General features: G+C 61.4%; 15 protein-coding genes. 12 read left to right on the forward strand and 3 right to left on the reverse strand.

What is annotated here, in order from left to right:
* The first annotated feature begins 32 nt into the window (after window positions 1–32).
* The 3 genes from VM621_RS11430 (at window position 33) to VM621_RS11440 (ending at window position 3,121) form a co-directional block, all read left to right on the forward strand.
* Entirely contained in the window at window positions 33–488 is a 456-nt protein-coding gene (locus VM621_RS11430) for a hypothetical protein (RefSeq protein WP_325469070.1), read from the forward strand.
* 74 nt (window positions 489–562) lie between these two features.
* The gene (locus VM621_RS11435; protein WP_325469071.1) at window positions 563–1,777 is read left to right on the forward strand and encodes a glycosyltransferase family 39 protein; all 1,215 of its coding nucleotides are present in this window, start codon (window positions 563–565) and stop codon (window positions 1,775–1,777) included.
* A gap of 111 nt (window positions 1,778–1,888) precedes the next feature.
* Entirely contained in the window at window positions 1,889–3,121 is a 1,233-nt protein-coding gene (locus VM621_RS11440; RefSeq protein WP_325469072.1) for an MFS transporter, read from the forward strand.
* On the opposite strand, the gene VM621_RS11445 is transcribed toward VM621_RS11440, so the two are convergent.
* Together VM621_RS11445 and tssK are read right to left on the reverse strand one after the other, a co-directional pair.
* Window positions 3,108–3,875, reverse strand: a complete 768-nt coding sequence (locus VM621_RS11445) for a DotU family type IV/VI secretion system protein (RefSeq protein WP_325469073.1) — start codon at window positions 3,873–3,875, stop codon at window positions 3,108–3,110. The two genes, VM621_RS11440 and VM621_RS11445, sit on opposite strands and share 14 nt — an antisense overlap.
* Window positions 3,872–5,260, reverse strand: a complete 1,389-nt coding sequence (gene tssK / locus VM621_RS11450) for a type VI secretion system baseplate subunit TssK (protein WP_325469074.1) — start codon at window positions 5,258–5,260, stop codon at window positions 3,872–3,874. Before tssK ends, VM621_RS11445 begins: the two co-directional genes overlap by 4 nt.
* A 275-nt stretch (window positions 5,261–5,535) precedes the next feature.
* Here tssK and VM621_RS11455 point away from each other — a divergent pair, with 275 nt between their 5' ends.
* The 9 genes from VM621_RS11455 to VM621_RS11495 are packed head-to-tail and all read left to right on the forward strand — an operon-like array spanning window position 5,536 to window position 16,148.
* On the forward strand, window positions 5,536–6,123 hold the full coding sequence (locus VM621_RS11455) for a tetratricopeptide repeat protein (RefSeq protein ID WP_325469075.1): 588 nt from the start codon (window positions 5,536–5,538) through the stop codon (window positions 6,121–6,123).
* 24 nt (window positions 6,124–6,147) lie between these two features.
* Window positions 6,148–6,648: a type VI secretion system contractile sheath small subunit gene (gene tssB / locus VM621_RS11460; RefSeq protein ID WP_325469076.1), complete on the forward strand. Its 501-nt coding sequence runs from the start codon at window positions 6,148–6,150 to the stop codon at window positions 6,646–6,648.
* On the forward strand, window positions 6,645–8,135 hold the full coding sequence (gene tssC, locus VM621_RS11465) for a type VI secretion system contractile sheath large subunit (RefSeq protein ID WP_325469077.1): 1,491 nt from the start codon (window positions 6,645–6,647) through the stop codon (window positions 8,133–8,135). Before tssB ends, tssC begins: the two co-directional genes overlap by 4 nt.
* Window positions 8,136–8,171: 36 nt before the next feature.
* Window positions 8,172–8,675 (forward strand): type VI secretion system tube protein Hcp, encoded by a 504-nt coding sequence (locus VM621_RS11470; protein WP_325469078.1) that lies wholly within the window; start codon window positions 8,172–8,174, stop codon window positions 8,673–8,675.
* 46 nt (window positions 8,676–8,721) lie between these two features.
* Window positions 8,722–9,228, forward strand: a complete 507-nt coding sequence (gene tssE, locus VM621_RS11475) for a type VI secretion system baseplate subunit TssE (RefSeq protein WP_325469079.1) — start codon at window positions 8,722–8,724, stop codon at window positions 9,226–9,228.
* 5 nt (window positions 9,229–9,233) lie between these two features.
* Complete coding sequence (tssF, locus tag VM621_RS11480; RefSeq protein WP_325469080.1) at window positions 9,234–10,988, forward strand: type VI secretion system baseplate subunit TssF; 1,755 nt, start codon at window positions 9,234–9,236, stop codon at window positions 10,986–10,988.
* Window positions 10,952–12,019, forward strand: coding sequence for a type VI secretion system baseplate subunit TssG (gene tssG, locus VM621_RS11485; protein WP_325469081.1), 1,068 nt, complete (start codon window positions 10,952–10,954; stop codon window positions 12,017–12,019). The genes tssF and tssG overlap by 37 nt, the downstream gene beginning before the upstream one ends.
* 12 nt (window positions 12,020–12,031) lie before the next feature.
* Complete coding sequence (gene tssH / locus VM621_RS11490; RefSeq protein WP_325469082.1) at window positions 12,032–14,680, forward strand: type VI secretion system ATPase TssH; 2,649 nt, start codon at window positions 12,032–12,034, stop codon at window positions 14,678–14,680.
* The gene (locus VM621_RS11495; protein WP_325469083.1) at window positions 14,673–16,148 is read left to right on the forward strand and encodes a hypothetical protein; all 1,476 of its coding nucleotides are present in this window, start codon (window positions 14,673–14,675) and stop codon (window positions 16,146–16,148) included. The genes tssH and VM621_RS11495 overlap by 8 nt, the downstream gene beginning before the upstream one ends.
* 318 nt (window positions 16,149–16,466) lie before the next feature.
* On the opposite strand, the gene VM621_RS11500 is transcribed toward VM621_RS11495, so the two are convergent.
* Entirely contained in the window at window positions 16,467–17,384 is a 918-nt protein-coding gene (locus tag VM621_RS11500; RefSeq protein WP_325469084.1) for a hypothetical protein, read from the reverse strand.

Here is a 17,384-nt window from a genome sequence, read left to right on the forward strand (position 1 = left end):
CGTAGGCTGCAAGAACGCCAGGAGATGTCACCATGAAATCGATCACGCTTGCCTTGCTGCTCGGCATCCCGCTGATGGCCTCGGCACAGATGCGGCCGGGCACGCACGGCCAGGCTGCCCCGACACAGGAACCGATGAAGCGCTTTGCGTGGCGGGACGAAGCGGCGGGTTATACATTCGTTGCGCCACCTCGCTGGTCGGGCAAGGTGAAGGCCGTGCCGCTGGATTCGAAGGCGTTGGCTACGTCGGGTGCGACCAGCGGGGTACGCTTCGTTGCCGGGTCGAAGACCTTGCTGGTGTTGCTGTCCTCGGACGATGAGCGAGCCCATGCCATGGCAAGTTCGGGAGCGCGCGAGCTGTCGCGGCACGACGGGCATGTGGTGTCGCTGAAGACGGAGGCAGATTCGGGGGCACTGGCCCTGACCGACGATGAACTGGCGTCGGCGATCCAGTGGGACGGCGGCGCCGTGGGGACTGCCTCGCGCTGAAGCGGCAGCAAGATGCCATGGGAATGTCGTAACATTCTGCCCTTCCGGGATTGCCGGTAGAAAGCAGGGAAGCTATGAACGCCATCGTTCGCGCGCCGTTCGTGTCGTCGACGCGCGAGGTGTTGGGCGCCCTGATACGGTCGCTTCCGCTCGGTTTCCGGCGCACCCTTGCTCCGTTCCTCGTCTCGCGCATGCTGATTGTTCTGCTGTTCGCGGGCATTCCGCTGCTCCAATCCGGGCTGGCTGCGCACTGGGGCGCCAGCGACACGATGTCTTTGAGGCTATCCCCCGGCGCCCTGGCGGACGGCTTCGCCGGGGTGGCTATTGGCAACGACTCGTCGTTTTATTACGAGATAGCTTCGAAAGGCTACGAGCATCGCTCGTTTGACACCTCGAAGGCAGCGAACTGGGCGTTCTTCCCCCTTCACCCACTTCTGTGGCGAGCTGCGGCAGCCCTCACGGGCGAGTGGCTCTGGTCGGGCGTCATCATGGCCAACGTGATGGCCATGGTCGCGTTTTGCCTTCTATGGGAGCTGGCCAGGCGCCTGACCGATTCCGAGCAGGTCGCCGACAACACCGTCCTTTTCGCATCGTTCTGGCCGTCAGCGTATTTCATGATGCTGCCGCACACCGAGGCGCTGTTCCTGATGCTGGTCACGGCCTCGTTCCTGGCAGCGTTGTCCCGACGTCCCTGGCTGGCCTCGATCATTGGTGGGTTTGCCGGCGCCGCGCGCGCAAACGGCATCTTCCTCGCACCTGCGATGCTCGTCGGTCGATGGCTGCGCGGGGAGCGTCGGGCCGCGGAACTAGCCAGTCTCCTTCCGATAGGCGTGGGCCTGGCGATCTTCATGGCCTACCTATGGGCCATTACCGGCAATCCTCTCGCCTTCAAGGACATCCAGGTGGCATGGGGCCGCTCGTTCCACCTTCCGTGGCAGGCGCTGATGAACGTCATCAACCGCCCGCTCAAGATCGCTTATCCGTGGAATCCCGTGCTGATTCATTTCGGCACGACCGTGCTGGCCTTGTGCAGTGTCGTGACCTGCTGGCGGAAAGGCTGGCGCGAGCTGGCCGTGTTTACGTCGCTCACCCTGCTGGCGCCGTTGTCGACGGGAACCCTCATCTCGATGACGCGATACGTCGGCGCGGCCCCAGGAGTCTTCCTGGCCCTCGCTGTCTGGACTGAGCGTCGGCCCCGGTTCGGCCAACTATGGCTGGCGATTTCGGTCTGCTGCCTGACCCTCCTGTGTATCCTTTTTACGCTGCATATCAATATCGGCGGGGCGTGAGAGCGGCGCTCAATTGATACGTTGAAGCTATCGAACCGGTGGCGTAGGTATCTCGATCCGACTCAATTCAGGGTTTAGCCTTGTCGCATGGCTCATTCCCTGGAGGTTCCCTTGGACGGCACATCGTCCGCCGCGCCGGCGGTTGTCGTGGATCGGCGCATTCGTCATGGCACGCCGGCATTCCGGCGTACCAACCTGGCGCTGTTTTCGTCCGGCTTCGCGACGTTCGGCCTGCTGTATTGCGTGCAGCCCTTGCTGCCGGCGTTTTCGCGCGCGTTCTCGCTCGATGCGGCATCGAGCAGTCTTTCGCTCTCGCTGACCACCGGCGTGCTCGCCGTTTCGATGCTGTTTGCCGGCGCGATCTCGGACGTCTTCGGTCGCAAGCCGATCATGCTGGCTTCGCTGCTCGGCTCCTCGTTGCTCGTGTTGCTCAGTGCGATGGCGCCGACCTGGGGCACCTTCCTCGTGCTGAGGGCGTTGCTGGGCATCACGCTGGCGGGCTTGCCCGCCGTGGCGATGACCTACGTGAGCGAAGAGATCCACGGCGATTCGCTGGGCTTCGCCATGGGCCTGTACATCGGCGGTAACGCCATCGGCGGCATGGGCGGTCGGTTGATCTCCGGCTTCGCGGCAGATCACGCCTCATGGCGTGTCGCCGTGGCGATCATCGGCGCCGTGGGGTTGATCGCCGCGGTGCTCGTTGCCCGCGGTCTTCCTGCGTCGGCGCATTTCGAAAAGCGTCGCTCGCATCCACGCGCGCTGCTTGCCTCATTCGGTTCGCTATGGCGCGACAAGGGACTGCCCTGGCTGTTCGCCGAAGGTTTCCTGCTGATGGGTGCTTTCGTCACCATCTACAACTACGTCGCGTATCGCCTGCTGGCGGCGCCGTTCTCGCTATCGCAATCGCATGTCGGCGCCGTGTTCATGGTTTACGTCGTCGGTGTGGCGAGTTCAGCGTGGATGGGCAAGGTCGCTGACAGACTCGGACGTCCGCGCGTGCTCTGGACGACCTTCGTGATCATGCTGGCCGGTGTGGCGTTGACCGCGAGCTCGTCACTGTGGGCGATCGTGGCGGGCATCGCGATGATGACCTTTGGTTTCTTCGGCGGTCACTCCATCGCAAGCGGCTGGGTTGGCAAGCGCGCGACGTTCGCACGCGCGCATGCCTCGTCGTTCTATCTGTTTTCGTACTACATGGGTTCGAGCATCGCCGGCTCGATCGGCGGCCTGGCCTGGATGTACGGTGGCTGGAACGGCGTGGTGTTGTATGTGTCTTCGCTTGTGGTGGGTGGCCTGGTCATTGCGGTCAAGCTGCGGAAGCTCGTCCCGCCTATGGCAGCGTGATCGAGAGGTGGGCTACACGGGCCGGCAACTGAACGAGATCCTCCTGACCGGCAAGCGCTGCTGGTGCCTGTCGATTGAGCGTTAAGCGAAGCATTCCCCAGGCTGCGCCGCCGACGAACACCAACAGAGCGGCCACGAGGAGAGGCGAGACGATTCGGCGCAGTTCGAACTGAGCACTGTCCGGCCTCGCCCAATGAGGGGCGAGGGGGCCCGCGTCCTGGCGCCCCCGAGTGATTTCTTCCGCGAGGCGGGCCATCAGATAGCGCAGCTTGTCGTCGCCTTCAAGATGGTATCGACCGCGAAATCCAAGCGTCAGGCATCGGTGGAAGACCTCAATCACGGGCAACTGGCCGTTGCCACGTTCACGAAGGTGCTCCAGTCGCTCGAAGAAGTGCTCGCCGGCGAGATGGTCGCCGAAGAGTGTCAACTGCAGCGGCTCGGACTCCCACTCCGCGCGGAACGTGCAGGCCGAGGCAAGCACGGCCTCGTCGATCGCTGCGACGAACGCATACCCGGCATCTTCGACCGACTGCGGGTCGAGCCCCGCCGCCAGGCCGCGCTTCCTGGTAGTAGCGACCAGCGTGCCGACTTCGGTAACGAGTCTTTTGCGGTTGGTCGGGGTGTAACCGTTGTGGAGCATATGCAACAGCTGGAACCCTCCCGAATATTCGTCGATCAGCGAAAACCCAGCGATCTCGGGAGGACTGACCAGCACGGGAGTCGAGTGGGGAATGGATTGCGAATGGCGACTCATGACGTCACCGCGAACATTTCGAGCTTGAGGTCATCCGTGCCGGAAGGCGTGAATATCCGGATCGAGCCGCCCTTTAACATCCGCTCGTAGGGCGCGCCACGGGCGTCGAGCACGAAATAGGTGTAGCCGGGCTTGACCGGAATGGCGGACGGTGGCGCTGTAACGTGCTTTGCACGGACGCAGGGTATCGCCGAGGTGACCGCCTTCTCGACGTCATCAGGTGCGCCGATCTTGAAGCGGGCCGGCACCGTCGTCGCGATATCCTGCCCGGCGGCCCCCGTGGATACGCCAAGGTATAGCGTAGCCGACGCGTCGATCTTTTCCGCGTCGATGCGTCCGCCGAGGTAGGCGTTTCCGAGCTTCTCGAGCGTGATGGGGATAAAGCGTGTCGGAATCACCGTGTCGATGAGGTCGGTAACCAGGTCGAACAACGTTCGAAATCCTTCGTGAGGTGATGCATGGACGTAGTCCGGCAGATCGGCGAGCGTCTTGCTACGCGAGAAGGCCATGAGGCCGCCAGCGAGTCGCAGAAGTTCACAATGGAGCGCTTCGGGCGAAACACCCGGAACCGACTTGATGTGACCGAGCGCTGCGGCCGCACTACTCACCGTATGGAGTAGCCAGAACGATGCATGGTCGCCGGCCCTGAACGCGACGGTATCGCGAAGAGGCTCGGCGTGCTCGTCCATAAGCGCCGAAGCTTTCGCCTGAAGCATCCCTAGCAACCGCGAAAGCCGGCCGACGAGCGGCGCCGACGACCCCACCGCGATCGACGGCGCGATAAACGCGTCGTCGATCTCGAACTTGCCGGTGGCGCCGCGTCGAAGCCTGAGCAACGCCAGCTTACTCGAGTTGTCGCTCGGGTCGTCGTCGAAAACGAGCCTCGGTGCGTACGTGGCGAAGTGAATGGTTGCGCTGGCCGCCGAGCCGAACAAATCCGGCACCGGAACGTTTCGGGCGGCGTAACGGCGATGCGCTTCACCTTCCATTGCACAGTTCCCGCCATCCGCGCGAACAGGGGGTAGGGTGACGCTCACGATGACGGTGTCGGCCTTTGTCGTCAGCTCGTCCATGGAAAGCGGAGCGGGCAGGTCATCGGGGCTCGGTGATTGCAGGTGCTCGCCGGTGGGGAGTACCGCATCCAGGCTGGTTAGCGACACAGCGTCCGCCTCCGCGCCCAGGATGGCAGCCATGACACGCCGGACACCCCACGGAAACGGGTGAACGGAGCGCGCTACCGCGTGCAGTCGTTCCTCGTGGTGGCGATCCTGGCATTGCAGGTGCTGCGGTCGAAGGAAGAGTCCCTCGGACCAGAGAACTTTCGATAGGGATGTCACGTGACTCTCTCGTGGTACGTCGATGTTGGTGAGACAACGGACGTCCATTCAGTGGGGCGCGCATCGTAGCGCAGCAACGAGAAACTTTGTATCGGTCAAACGCGACGTGATGCCGCGGGCGGCGACGCACACGCACGCGCGGGCAACGACGAATGGTTGTCAATGACACATCGAGTGACGATGTCTCATGAACGAACGCAATACGAAAAGAGGCATGTCAGGAGGATTCTCAAACATATGTAGGCGGACATCTATATAAAGCGTCCGCCATCGCTGGCCACGCCGCGAAGTGCTCCCTATCCCTGAGTAAAAGGAAGTTCCATTTGAAACGTTTTCCCAAGCTGGCTGCGATGCCGGCTGTGATCCTCGCTTTGTCCGCATGTCAGCAGGCTCCCACTAAGTCCACTCTCGCGCCTTACGACATGTGGATGGCCAGTGCTGAAGCCAGTATTCGCGCACAGAACGTGGTGTCGGCAAAGGCGAATTTTCGCAAGGCGGCCGAGGCGGATCCGCAGGCTAAAGAGCCATGGCGCCGCCTCGCCGAGCTGGACTTCAACGCGCAGGACTACGGCCCAGCGATCACCGAAGCTCAGGAAGTTCTCAAGCGCGACCCCATGGACTCGACGGCGCAGAGCGTTCTTACCGTGTCCGGTCTTCGTGTTGCCATCGACGCTCTCGGCATGATCCACCGCGAGTCCGACCCGAAAGGTCCCGCGCACCTCGAAGCAGCGAAGGTCGCGCAGAAATTGCGGGAGACATTGGGGCAGGACTTGCTGACGCCGCCTAAGAAAAAGCGCAAGGGGGTCAAGTCGCCGGGTGCGGCGGCGGCGGATACCAGACGAGGCGCGGCGGTGATCCGCGGCCTGTCCGATTCGAGCGATCCGTTCTCCGCTTTACGCGCGGATAACTGAGCCCACCACTTCAACGGTAACGTCATGTCCAAGCAACGCAGTACGCAGAAAAAGCTGGAAAAAGTCAGGGCGCCTCGTGTCCAGCTTACCTACGAGGTGGAGCGAGGCGAGGCAATCGAAGCGAAGGAACTGCCCTTCGTCGTCGGTGTTCTCGGAGATTTCGCGGGGCAGAGCGCGTCGAAGGCGAAGCTGCGCGATCGGCAATTCGTGAATGTCGACGTGGACAACTTCGATGACGTCATGGAGGGTCTCGCACCGTCCGCCGCATTCACTGTCCCGAATGAATTGGAAGGCCGGGGCACGTTCCCGGTGAGTCTGGCGTTCCATGGTATCGACGATTTCCGCCCGGAGTCCGTTGCGCGTCAGGTCGAGCCATTACGTCGCCTCATCGAAGCACGAGAGCGCCTTGCGGACCTGCGCAACAAGATGAACGGAAGCGACCTCCTCGAAGACATGCTGATCGATGTTCTCGCCACCACCCGGGAGCGCGGCGCTGGCAACCCGGTCCGCGAGGATGACGCATGAACGCACCGGCCTTCCACGCGTCGCAGGCAGCCGCCGCCGGGGTGGTGAACGAGCAAGCGCTGGCGGAGATCATCGCCCGTACGCATATCGCGCAAACGCCGGCGGAGCGTGACCGGGCCGCCGACGTCATCAGCGAGTTGGTGCGGGAGGTCATGGACGGGACCATCGTGGTCTCGGAGAGCCTTGGCAGGTCGATCGACGTGCGTATTGCCGAGATCGATAGCCTGATCTCGACGCAGTTGAGCGCGGTCATGCACGCACCGGCTTTCAAAAAACTCGAGTCCAGCTGGCGCGGACTCCACTACCTCTGCTCGAATGCCTCGGCCAGCTCGGCGGTGAAGGTAAAACTACTCAATGCGACGACGCAGGAGCTTTCAAAGGATTTCCGCTCGGCGGTCGAGTTCGATCAGAGCACGCTGTTTAAGAAGGTGTACGAAGAAGAGTTTGGGTCATTCGGTGGCGCACCTTTCGGGGCGTTGGTGGGTGATTTCGAGTTTGGAAGGCAGCCTGAGGACATGTATCTCCTCGACCAGATGTCGCACGTTGCGGCAGCAGCACATGCCCCGTTCCTGTCGGCTGCGGCGCCCGCTCTGTTCGGCCTGTCGTCCTACGCTGATCTGAGCAAGCCTCGCGACCTGGCGAAGCTCTTCGATACCGTCGAGTATGTGAAATGGCGCGCGCTGCGTGCTTCGGAAGACGCCAGATATGTTGGGTTAACGCTGCCTCGCTACCTCGGTCGTCTTCCGTATGACCCCATCGACGGCCTCCCGACCGAGGGTTTTTCGTTTCACGAGGAAGTGGACGGGACGGACCATGAGAAATACCTCTGGTGCAACGCAGCCTATGCATTCGCATCCCGCCTGGTGAGTGCGTTCTCCGAGCATGGCTGGTGCGCAGCTATCCGTGGTGTCGAAGGTGGTGGCCTGGTCGAAGACCTGCCGACGCACACATTCAAGACGGGCGATGGTGAGCTCGCCTTGAAGTGTCCGGCAGAGATCGCCATTACGGATCGTCGTGAGAAAGAGCTTAGTGACCTGGGGTTTATCTCGCTTGTCCACTGCAAGAACACAGACTACGCAGCGTTCTTCGGGGCCCAGTCGATCCAGAGGGCCGCCAGATACAACACCGACGCGGCGAACGCCAACGCGATTCTGTCGACGCAGCTTCAGTACATCCTCGCCGTGTCGCGTATCGCCCACTACCTCAAGGCGATGATGCGGGACAAGGTGGGAAGCTTCGCGTCCGCCTCGAGTGTCGAGACGTTTCTCAACGAGTGGATCACGCAGTACGTCCTCCTCGATGACAACGCAACCCACGAAGCGAAAGCCCAGTTTCCCCTGCGCGAGGCTTCCGTCCAAGTGTCCGAAGTCGCAGGCAAGCCGGGTGTATATCGAGCCGTCGCCTTCCTTCGTCCGCACTTCCAGCTGGACGAACTCTCCGTTTCCCTGCGTCTCGTCACCGAGTTGCCTGCGGGCACCGGCGGTTGACAGCGCCTTTCCTCCCCCAACCAAAGGTAAACACCCATGAAGAGCATCTACCTCAAGCTCACCAGCCCGGATCTTAAAGGCGAGTCGGCCGACAAGGATCACGACCAGTGGATCGAGATTACATCGTGGAATCACTCCATTTCCCAGCCGAAGTCAGGATCGGCTTCGACCTCTGGCGGCCACACCGCAGAGCGGACCGAGCATGGTGACATGGTGCTGGTGAAAGACCTGGACTCGTCCAGCCCGCTGCTCTACCAAGCGGTGTCCGGCGGCACGACGTTCCAGACGGCGCAGATCGAGTTCTTCCGCGATGCCGGTGACGGCAAGCGCGTGAAGTACCTCGAAATCCAGCTGAAGAACGTCCTGATCGCGCGCGTCGTTCCGAAGATCGATGGCACGGCACTCCCGACCGAGACGCTGTCGCTGAAGTACGCCGCCGTCCAGTGGAAGTACCAGAAGCAGAACATCGACGGTGGCCAGGGCGGTGTGACACAGGGCGCCTGGAGCCTGACGAAGAACGACAAGACCTTCGCGGTCTGACGGTACACGAGGCGAACGGGCTTCCGTTCGCCTCATCGGGAGCACCATGCACGTAAGAACCGTTACCGCGAGCCTGCTCGACCGGCTGCTCGACGATGAAGACTTCGATCCATCGATTCCCCCGGGCCAGACGAGCGAGGCGAAATACATCGCGTCTGTCGCTCGTGACATCGAGCAGCTGCTGAACACCCGCAATGTACGTAGGAAAATCATTTCGGACGGCGAGCCGAAGTTGGTTGCGCCAGTGAGCCTCGTCGACTCGTCCGTTGCGATGCTGGGACTGCCGGACTTCTCCGCGTTGAGCCTTTCAAACGGCAAGCACCGTCAGGCTCTCGTCGACTCGGTCAAGACGACGATCGAGACCTTCGATAGACGCTTGAAGGACGTTCAGGTAGTGCTTCCCGAAGACGCGAGAGCCAGCGCCCTTCTGCAATTTTCCATTCGTGCGCGTCTGGAGCTTGTCGGCCTGGCGAAGGACGTCGGGTTCGAGGCGTGGTTTCAGTCGACGACCCTGCAATTTGCCGTCAATCCTTCCGCCACCCCTTCGCTGTGACCCCTATGGATAGTCTGCTTCCTTACTACGAGGGCGAACTGGCCGCGTTGAAAGTTCGTGGCCGCGAATTCTCCGATCGCTACCCGCGCGTCGCAGCCGGGCTTCGTCTGTCTGACGAGGGTAGCGACGATCCCCATATCGAACGCCTGATCCAGTCGGTTGCCCTGCTTACCGGGCGCGTCGCCAGCCGGCTCGATGATGATTATGCGGGCTTCGCCGCCAAGCTTCTGGACGCCATCTACCCTCATTACAGACGGCCCTTCCCAGCGTGTGCGATCGCCCAATTTGCGCAAGGCGCCTTGGGTGGGTACGCGCGTGAAAGGTCTCTCGTCTACGCAGGACCTCCGGGTGGAACGACGCGGCACCGGTTTACCTCCGTATATGGCGTGGACACGAGCGCGCCGGACATACTCTCGGCGACGTTCCATCCCGCTGGTGTGTTTCGAACCCGATCGGATGAGACATATGTGGGACCCCACATCTCGCTCACCTGGCGTGGGTCATCACGGGATGGTTTCCGCCTCTTTGTTGAAGGCGATGCCTCTGTGGCGGCATGCGTACGTGACGCACTCGGGCTGGCCGTGCGGCATGTCATGGTTCCGGATCCGTCGGATCCGCGGTTCGTCGTGGCCGGTGGCTCGATCCAGGCTGTCGGCCTCGATGACGACAGCTGCGTGCTCAGCGACCCCGCCTCGACGCACCCAGGCTTTCGCTTGCTCAGGGAGTTCTTTGCCTTTCCCGACAAGTTCGGCTTTTTCGATCTCCAGCTCCCGGGAGGGCAAGGGGATGCTCCGGGCGACGGGCGTGCCATTGTTCTGCTCGATTCGGCCGCAATCGGCGATGGCAGGACGCTCCAGTCATTGAGCGCACGGAACCTGCTTACCCGATGCGCACCGGTGGTGAACGCTTTTTCCGGTTCGATGGGCGTCTCGATCGAAGCCCACGTCCGTTCGACGATCGATATCGATCCCCGCCTTGCGCTCGGTCCGACGGGCGGCTTTGTGGCCGTCGAGTCCGTCGCCGGCACGCGTCCGGACGCTACAGAGCCATTCGATATTCCGCATTTCTTCGCCATCCGGCGCGATGGGATCGACAGCGACGGTTTGTTCTGGATATCGGCCGGTGAGAACGAAGCGACCGGAGCGGAACAAATCATGATAGTCGACCGTGCGTTCAAGTCCATCGACGGGGGCCTTGGCATGAGCATCGCGCTTCTGTGCAGCGATGGCGACCGGCCGTGCCATATCGTGTGCGGCACCCCGCCCGCGGATATCTACGCGTCGGACAAAGCATCCTCCGTATCCGGTCGCCTCGTGACACGGCCATCGGCGGTATCCAGGTTTGCGGTCGGTAAGCATGAGACCTGGCGTCTGGTGTCCCAACTCGCCATGACGCACACATCACTGCTCGAGCCATCCGGTGACGTGCTCAAGGAACTGCTTGGACTCTATATGCCCCCGGAGTCGTCCTGGTGCGGACAGGTCACCCGAGCACTCGTCGCTGTACGTCAAACTCCCGTTACGTGCTGGCTTCCCGGGTCCTTTCCGCCCACGCTCGCACGTGGAACCGAGATCAAGCTGTCGGTCGATGAGACGCAGCTCGTGGGCATCGGGCTCCATGGGCTTGTCCGCGTTCTCGACACCTTCTTTTCGCTCTACGCGCAGGTGAACAGCTTTGTCCAGCTGGTCATCACGTCCTCGCATACCCGCAAGGAGGTTCACCGATGCGCGTTGCGTGCCGGAAGCGGTCCGTTGATCTGAGGCGGCGGCTCCTCGCCGGACCACAGCCCTTCGAGTTCCAGCAAGCCGTGCGCATTCTCCAGCATGCGCTGGGCCAGGCTGGCCACATCGATGCGATGAGCCGAATCAGGTTCCGCAATAGCGTGTCGCTGGGATACGCGGTCGGCGATATCGAGTCGATTCGCGTGTTGAAAGATGGCAGCGCGATCCATGATCTGGATGAGGCGCTTGCAGCGTTCGCCGACCCATGCGTCGAGGTCGAGGTCACCGTGGCATTCATGAGCCTCACGGGAACGTTTGGTGGCTTACCCCTGAGTTTTACGGAGGAAGTCACCGCACGGGAACCGCGGCGGCGCCACGGCGCCGCGCGCGCGTTCCTCGACATCCTGAGCGATCGGCCTATGCGGCGCTTCTACGCCGCATGGCGATATCAGCACCCGGTTCTGGGACATGAAGAAGCCGGTGGAAGCGCACTGGGCCAGGTTATGCGCTCCCTCGCCGGCTACGGCCTGGAGAGTCAGGGATCCGGGGTGAGGCCTTCGCAGGACGGGATCTCGGACGAAGACATCGCGAGTGTGTGCGCCGCCTTGAGGCACAAGCCCATGTCCGGACCTTACCTGAGTAAGCTCCTGACGGCATGCCTCGGTGAGCCGATCCGTGTCGAAGATTTCGTCGGCGCCTGGTACGAACTCCCCGGAGGCCTGCATGCCCGCCTCGGAACCGCCAACGTGGCGCTGGGGGTCGATACGCTGCTTGGCGAACGCAGCTGGCAGCGGCACCTGCGGCTGCGCCTCCACGTTGGTCCACTCCGACGTGAGCGCTACCTCGCGTTTCTCACCGATGGTGAAGCCGCCATCTCGTTACGTCGTTGGATCGTCGCGACGCTTGGCCATAACTACGAATACGAAGTCGTGCCGCTGCTCCACAAGGACGATGTCGATGCCGTCTGCCTTGGCAGGGCGGGTCAGGGTGGGCTCGGGCGTGATGCCTTCCTCATTTCCGCGCCGAGTGCGGCCCACCGCAGCGACGCCAAGTATCTGCTATCCCTTTGACAAGGACGCTTTATGTCTGACCACCTTTCATCCCTCATCGGTCGCATGACCCCGACATGCCGCGGAGCGACGGCACGTGCCGCCAATCTGTGTGTCACACGTGGGCACCATGAGGTCGACGTCGAGCACGTGCTGCTCGCGATGCTCGAAACGCCCGGCTGCGACCTGAATCTCCTTCTGGATCGGTTGGGCAATCTTGGTGCGGGCGTACGCGCCGACCTCGAGGGCCGACTCAAGGGATTCCGTGACGGCAATGCGCATACACCGGTCTTCGCCGGCTTCATCCCGTCGCTTTTTGAGCAAGCGGATGTCGTCGCGAACCAGGAACGAAACGGGCAGCCCATTCGAAGCGGTCACGTACTGGCCGCGCTGCTTGGTCGAGATGAGTGGCGACCGATGCTTGCACGCGTTTCTCCGCGACTGGCATCCATCGATGTACACGTGGTGCGTTCGCAACTGATGCTGCTCGCCACCGGCGTTGCCGAGTCCCCACCAGAGGACACGAATCTGCCGCCGGCGGACGCCCCTTCGATACCTGTGAACGCGACATGCGGTACGCGGATCGCCCTTGACAGGTTCTCTCTCGATCTCACCGATCGCGCCCGCAACGGCCAGCTGGACCCTGTTGTCGGCCGCGAAGCCGAGACGCTGCAGCTAATCAACATACTGTGTCGACGTCGGCAGAATAACCCGATCCTGGTGGGTGAGGCCGGCGTCGGAAAGACGGCGGTCGTGGAAGGCCTTGCGCTGTCGATCGCTCGAGGCCAGGTGCCCGAACTCCTCAAGAATACGGAGATCAGGTCACTCGACATGGGGCTGCTGCAGGCCGGAGCGAGCGTGAAGGGTGAGTTCGAGAGTCGCCTTCGCGACTTGCTCAGTGAGGTTCAGTCCAGTCCCCATCCAATCATCCTGTTCATCGACGAGGCCCACACCCTTATAGGCGCCGGCGGAACGGCAGGTCAGAACGATGCTGCCAACCTGCTCAAGCCCGCCCTCGCACGGGGCGAGCTGCGTACGATCGCCGCCACGACATGGGCGGAGTACAAGCGCTACGTGGAGAAGGATGCAGCGCTGACACGTCGGTTCCAGCCGGTAAAGGTCTCCGAGCCCGACCACGCCACGGCGGAGGACATGCTTCGCGCCATCGTACCGACGCTTGAGGCGCATGCTGGTGTTCGCATCGTGGACGAGGCGGTCCAGGCGGCGGTCGCGCTGTCGGCGCGATATATCGCGGACCGCCAGCTTCCCGACAAGGCCATCGCGTTGCTCGACACGGCAGTGGCCCGCGTCATGTTGAGTCGCTGCGAGCCGCATCCGAGTGTGACGCTCGAGGGTGCGCGGCTTTTCCGGGCTAAGGCACGGGTAGAGGCGCTCCTGCGAGATATGAAAGTGGTGGATGTATCTCACGAACGCGCCGGCGACGCACGCCTCGAAGTCGAGCTGGCGGCCCGGCGTCTCGAAGGAATGCAAGAGGCACTGGCGGCGGAGCGTGCGCTTGTCGAACGCATTGAGGTCGGTAGAGAGGGGACTGAGCCAGTCGCAGGGGACCTTGGGCATGCGTCCGCCATTCGCGATCTGGAAGAGATGCAAGCCGATATACCCCTGGTACCGTGGGTCGTCGATGCGAGCGTGGTCGCCGCTGTCGTGGCCGAGTGGACAGGCGTTCCCGCGGGTCGCATTGCCAGCACCGAAGCCCTGGCGTTGTCCCAACTCGAATCGCGCCTGGCCGAGCGCGTGACGGGGCAGGGCCACGCCCTCGCGGAGGTGGCGAATCGCGTTAGGTCAGCTCGTGCCGGGCTGGCGGATCCCCGCCGGCCGCAGGGCGTGTTCCTGTTCGTCGGACCATCCGGTGTCGGCAAGACGGAGACGGCACTCGCCCTTGCCGAAGCCCTGAGCGGTAGCGAGCGAAAGCTCATCACCATCAATATGAGCGAGTATCAGGAAGCCCATTCGGTCTCTGGCCTCAAGGGAGCGCCTGCAGGTTATGTCGGGTATGGAGAGGGCGGGACTCTCACGGAAGCTGTTCGCAGGCAGCCGTATAGCGTCCTGCTGCTCGACGAAGTGGAAAAGGCGCACGGCGATGTCCTGGAGCTGTTCTACCAGGTGTTCGACCGCGGCTATATGGCCGATGCTGAAGGCCGCGAGGTCGACTTCCGACAGACGACGATCATCCTGACGAGCAATGTGGGATCCGCTGCGATCATGCAGGCATGCCTCAACCTGGACGGCGACGAACGCCCCGATCGCGACGCGCTTCTCAACGTGTTGCGGCCGTCGCTTTACAAGGCGTTCAAACCTGCGTTCCTCGGGCGCACGACAGTCGTGCCTTTCTACCCGCTGAGTGACGATGTGCTGGAGGTTGTAATCCGGAGTCGGTTGGACGCTGTCGGTGCGCGGCTGATTGCGAAGCACGGAGCTGGCCTTAGTTACGGCAAGGCCGTGGTCGATTGGGTGCTGTCGCGATGCAAGGAGGCTGATGCGGGGGCGCGGGATGCTATTCGGATTATAGACGGGGAGGTTGTTGGTTCGATCGCTTCCTTGATCATGGTGGATGACCATTTAAGCAAGCACAAGCAGCCGATCAAGCTGTCTGTCGCGAAGGATCAGAAATTGGTGTGTAAGCATGCCCGAGCGTCCGCAGCTGGAGATGCCCATGTCTGAAGCATACTTCTCGGGTATTTTGGGTCGAATTCGTGCGTCGAGAGGAACCGTTTCGTTGGCTGCGCGAAAGTATGGCCTCATCGCAGTCGTGTCTAGCGCATCATGGGCCGTAGCGGTCGCCGTCATAGCGTTTTCCGTAGACATACTCGAACTGCCAGGGAACCAGGGGTGGAGCGATCTTCTTATGTTAGGCCTGGCGAGCATCTTTGTCGTTTGTGGCAGCCTCATCGGGATGGAAATCGCCTCGACCTCCAATGCTCGCAGCGTGGAGGCTGGGACTAGGGACGCCTTGCTCCGTCCGGATGAGGGAATGCTCGAAATTCGTGGTCTCTCTCTCGTGGTGGGCAATGAGATTGGGATTGGCGCCTGGCATGCCCTGCGTGACGGCAGATCTTCTGAACACGCACCAACTGCTGAGGATGGCCCGGTGCAGCGTTTCCGAGGCGGGCCGCATCCGCTGAGTCCATTGGCTCGCGCCATGCAAGGGATATGCGACTCGATACCGTGCACTTCACTTGTCCCAATCCTTGTATGGCCTCCCGAGGACGATGGCGTCGAGCCGCTCAACCCGGTGGCCGCTATCGCTGAGTTAGGGCCGCGCTATGCAAGCCTGTGTTTCATATCGATGCGTCCCGAAACTAAGTACGGGACTGATGTGAACGAGGCAATATTCTCCGTATTCGATCAGAATCCGACGTTACCGATGCTCTTGGTAGTGAGCGCCGACGGTCCGACATACAGGCCTGGCACGTCAAGCAGTGTGACGTCCAGCGTGAGCGCAATGTTCATCACCAAAAGAGATAACATCGAGACGGCCATCAGGCCATTTGCAGTCGAGAAGACCCCAGCCGAAGCAGCATGTCAGTCAGATCCAGTGCTCTCTCTGTTTTTGAAGGCAACGAATGAACTGGATCCTGGGAGGGCAACAGGACTACGGCTGGATGCCGACGTCTGGCGGTCGAAGATAGAGCCGACGTTTGCCTTAACGCCTGAGCAGAATTTTCCTGGTCGCAGCATCTTTGCACCCGTGCCCTGGCGGTTGCGTGAGCTTCATGCTTTGGATAATACAACGTGCCTTGGATTGCTCCGCCGGTCGGTTTCTACGTCGGTAAGTGACATGCGGCGCGGTCCTGCGCTGCCTGGCGGCTCTGCGTTGCCGAAGTGTGGCCCAAGCGGTGATTTGCTCGATCCAAACGATGTGCAGCGTGCGTTGATCGATGAAATGCCGGAGTCGCGTAGCGTCTTTCAACTTGTCTACGACATCCTGAATCCCGTCGCCCCGGCGGCGCCTAGCGCGTCAAGAGCTGTCATTAACGTTCGGTCGAAGGCGATCTCTCTTGGGAACGGCGCGTCGTTAGCCACCTTGGCATATGCGGTCCAGGCGACCAAGTCTTCCGGAGGAGCCACACTGGTCATTCACGTTAGGGACGACACTGCGGTCGTTGCGACGGTCTTGCCTTTTGATTAAAGCGCTTGCCTCTCATTCTGGTACTGACACCTTGGTGCACGACTCGACCTGCCCGAAGAGCGAGTCATTCGCTCGACGAGCTCCAGCTCGTTCGCGGAGGCTTTGAGCTTGACGTGGTGGACGAGGGCCTTGTGGCCGGTGTTTGGTTCCGCACCGGCCAGCGACAGAGGCACCGTTATTCAAGCCGCGAAGGGAGCACCGTATCGACGTAAATTGGTGCGATCCATCAAGCACAAGACGACCGAGATGATCGGCGCGAGTACCTCGCCCGTCTGGCACCCGGCTTTCACCGAAGATGTCCACAAAATCGGATCGTTTCTATAGGATTTGGGGCATGAAAAAGAAGGGTGCCGTCCGTTTACCATCCGGCGACGTCCATATCCCCTCAATCCCGCGAATGCGTATCCTTCCTCGAATTCGGCCCGTTACTTTTGATGCGCCTTTGGGATCACTCTCGACGAGTTCAACCTCGTTCTTCTCGTTCGAAGTGCCGCTGATTTCAAGAGAGTGACTTCCGGAGGTGTATTTGTAGCTTCCCTTGAACTGCCTGCCGTTGATTTGCATATCCCCGGTAATATAAGACTTGCCGACTCCTCCGCTATATCTAGACAGTTCGCTTTTGGCGCTCGTTGGGCAATTGATGAAACATCCAGTTGAGTCAACAGAGAAGCCCCGCCGCATCGGATCGATGTAGTACCGCACGCCCCTCTGTCCGCCGTCGGCGCCATAGACACGTGTCTCTGTAAGGGTGAAGCCTTGGGGTGTGGCTATGTTCCCCTTGCTGCCATCTCGTGCTTGTTCGGCTTTTTTGTCCGCTAATGTTGCCTGGGTGTCCCTGAGATATCGCACGTTATCCCAGCTGAATACCTTTAGAGAGTGCCTAGTGGGTAGGGTGTATTCGTGCCCATAAATAGAGTAGTCAAGTTGCTCGGAAACACTAAGTCTGTCTCTCGCAAATTCAATTATGCGATCAAAGTACGGTGCTCCATGATCTTGGCGTACGGGTACCACGATAATGTTGTGGTCGGCTGCGTAACTTTGACTAATCAAAAATTGGCCGTCGTCTCGATCCACAATACTAGTCTGCTCTAACGGTACGTCGATGATGAAGCCCTTGCCGAGTGCAACGTCGCCGTTCTGAGTCGTGCACAGGAGATCACCAGCTTCATTTGTCGTAACGACACACTCGTTGTTAGAGGATGCTGCCGCTACCTCTTCTGTTCCGAGCAGTAACAA

This window comes from Luteibacter sp. (assembly GCF_035539195.1).
In the GTDB taxonomy this organism is placed as follows: Bacteria; Pseudomonadota; Gammaproteobacteria; order Xanthomonadales; family Rhodanobacteraceae; genus Luteibacter.

Excerpts from the sequence above, each read along its gene's own strand:
- VM621_RS11470 (WP_325469078.1), top strand. The coding sequence starts at position 8,172 with ATGAAGAGCATCTACCTCAAGCTCACCAGCCCGGATCTTAAAGGCGAG.
- VM621_RS11445 (WP_325469073.1), bottom strand. The coding sequence starts at position 3,875 with ATGAGTCGCCATTCGCAATCCATTCCCCACTCGACTCCCGTGCTGGTC.
- tssH (WP_325469082.1), top strand. The coding sequence starts at position 12,032 with ATGTCTGACCACCTTTCATCCCTCATCGGTCGCATGACCCCGACATGC.
- VM621_RS11435 (WP_325469071.1), top strand. The coding sequence starts at position 563 with ATGAACGCCATCGTTCGCGCGCCGTTCGTGTCGTCGACGCGCGAGGTG.
- VM621_RS11495 (WP_325469083.1), top strand. The coding sequence starts at position 14,673 with ATGTCTGAAGCATACTTCTCGGGTATTTTGGGTCGAATTCGTGCGTCG.
- tssK (WP_325469074.1), bottom strand. The coding sequence starts at position 5,260 with ATGGACGTCCGTTGTCTCACCAACATCGACGTACCACGAGAGAGTCAC.
- tssB (WP_325469076.1), top strand. The coding sequence starts at position 6,148 with ATGTCCAAGCAACGCAGTACGCAGAAAAAGCTGGAAAAAGTCAGGGCG.
- tssG (WP_325469081.1), top strand. The coding sequence starts at position 10,952 with ATGCGCGTTGCGTGCCGGAAGCGGTCCGTTGATCTGAGGCGGCGGCTC.
- tssF (WP_325469080.1), top strand. The coding sequence starts at position 9,234 with ATGGATAGTCTGCTTCCTTACTACGAGGGCGAACTGGCCGCGTTGAAA.
- VM621_RS11430 (WP_325469070.1), top strand. The coding sequence starts at position 33 with ATGAAATCGATCACGCTTGCCTTGCTGCTCGGCATCCCGCTGATGGCC.
- tssC (WP_325469077.1), top strand. The coding sequence starts at position 6,645 with ATGAACGCACCGGCCTTCCACGCGTCGCAGGCAGCCGCCGCCGGGGTG.
- tssE (WP_325469079.1), top strand. The coding sequence starts at position 8,722 with ATGCACGTAAGAACCGTTACCGCGAGCCTGCTCGACCGGCTGCTCGAC.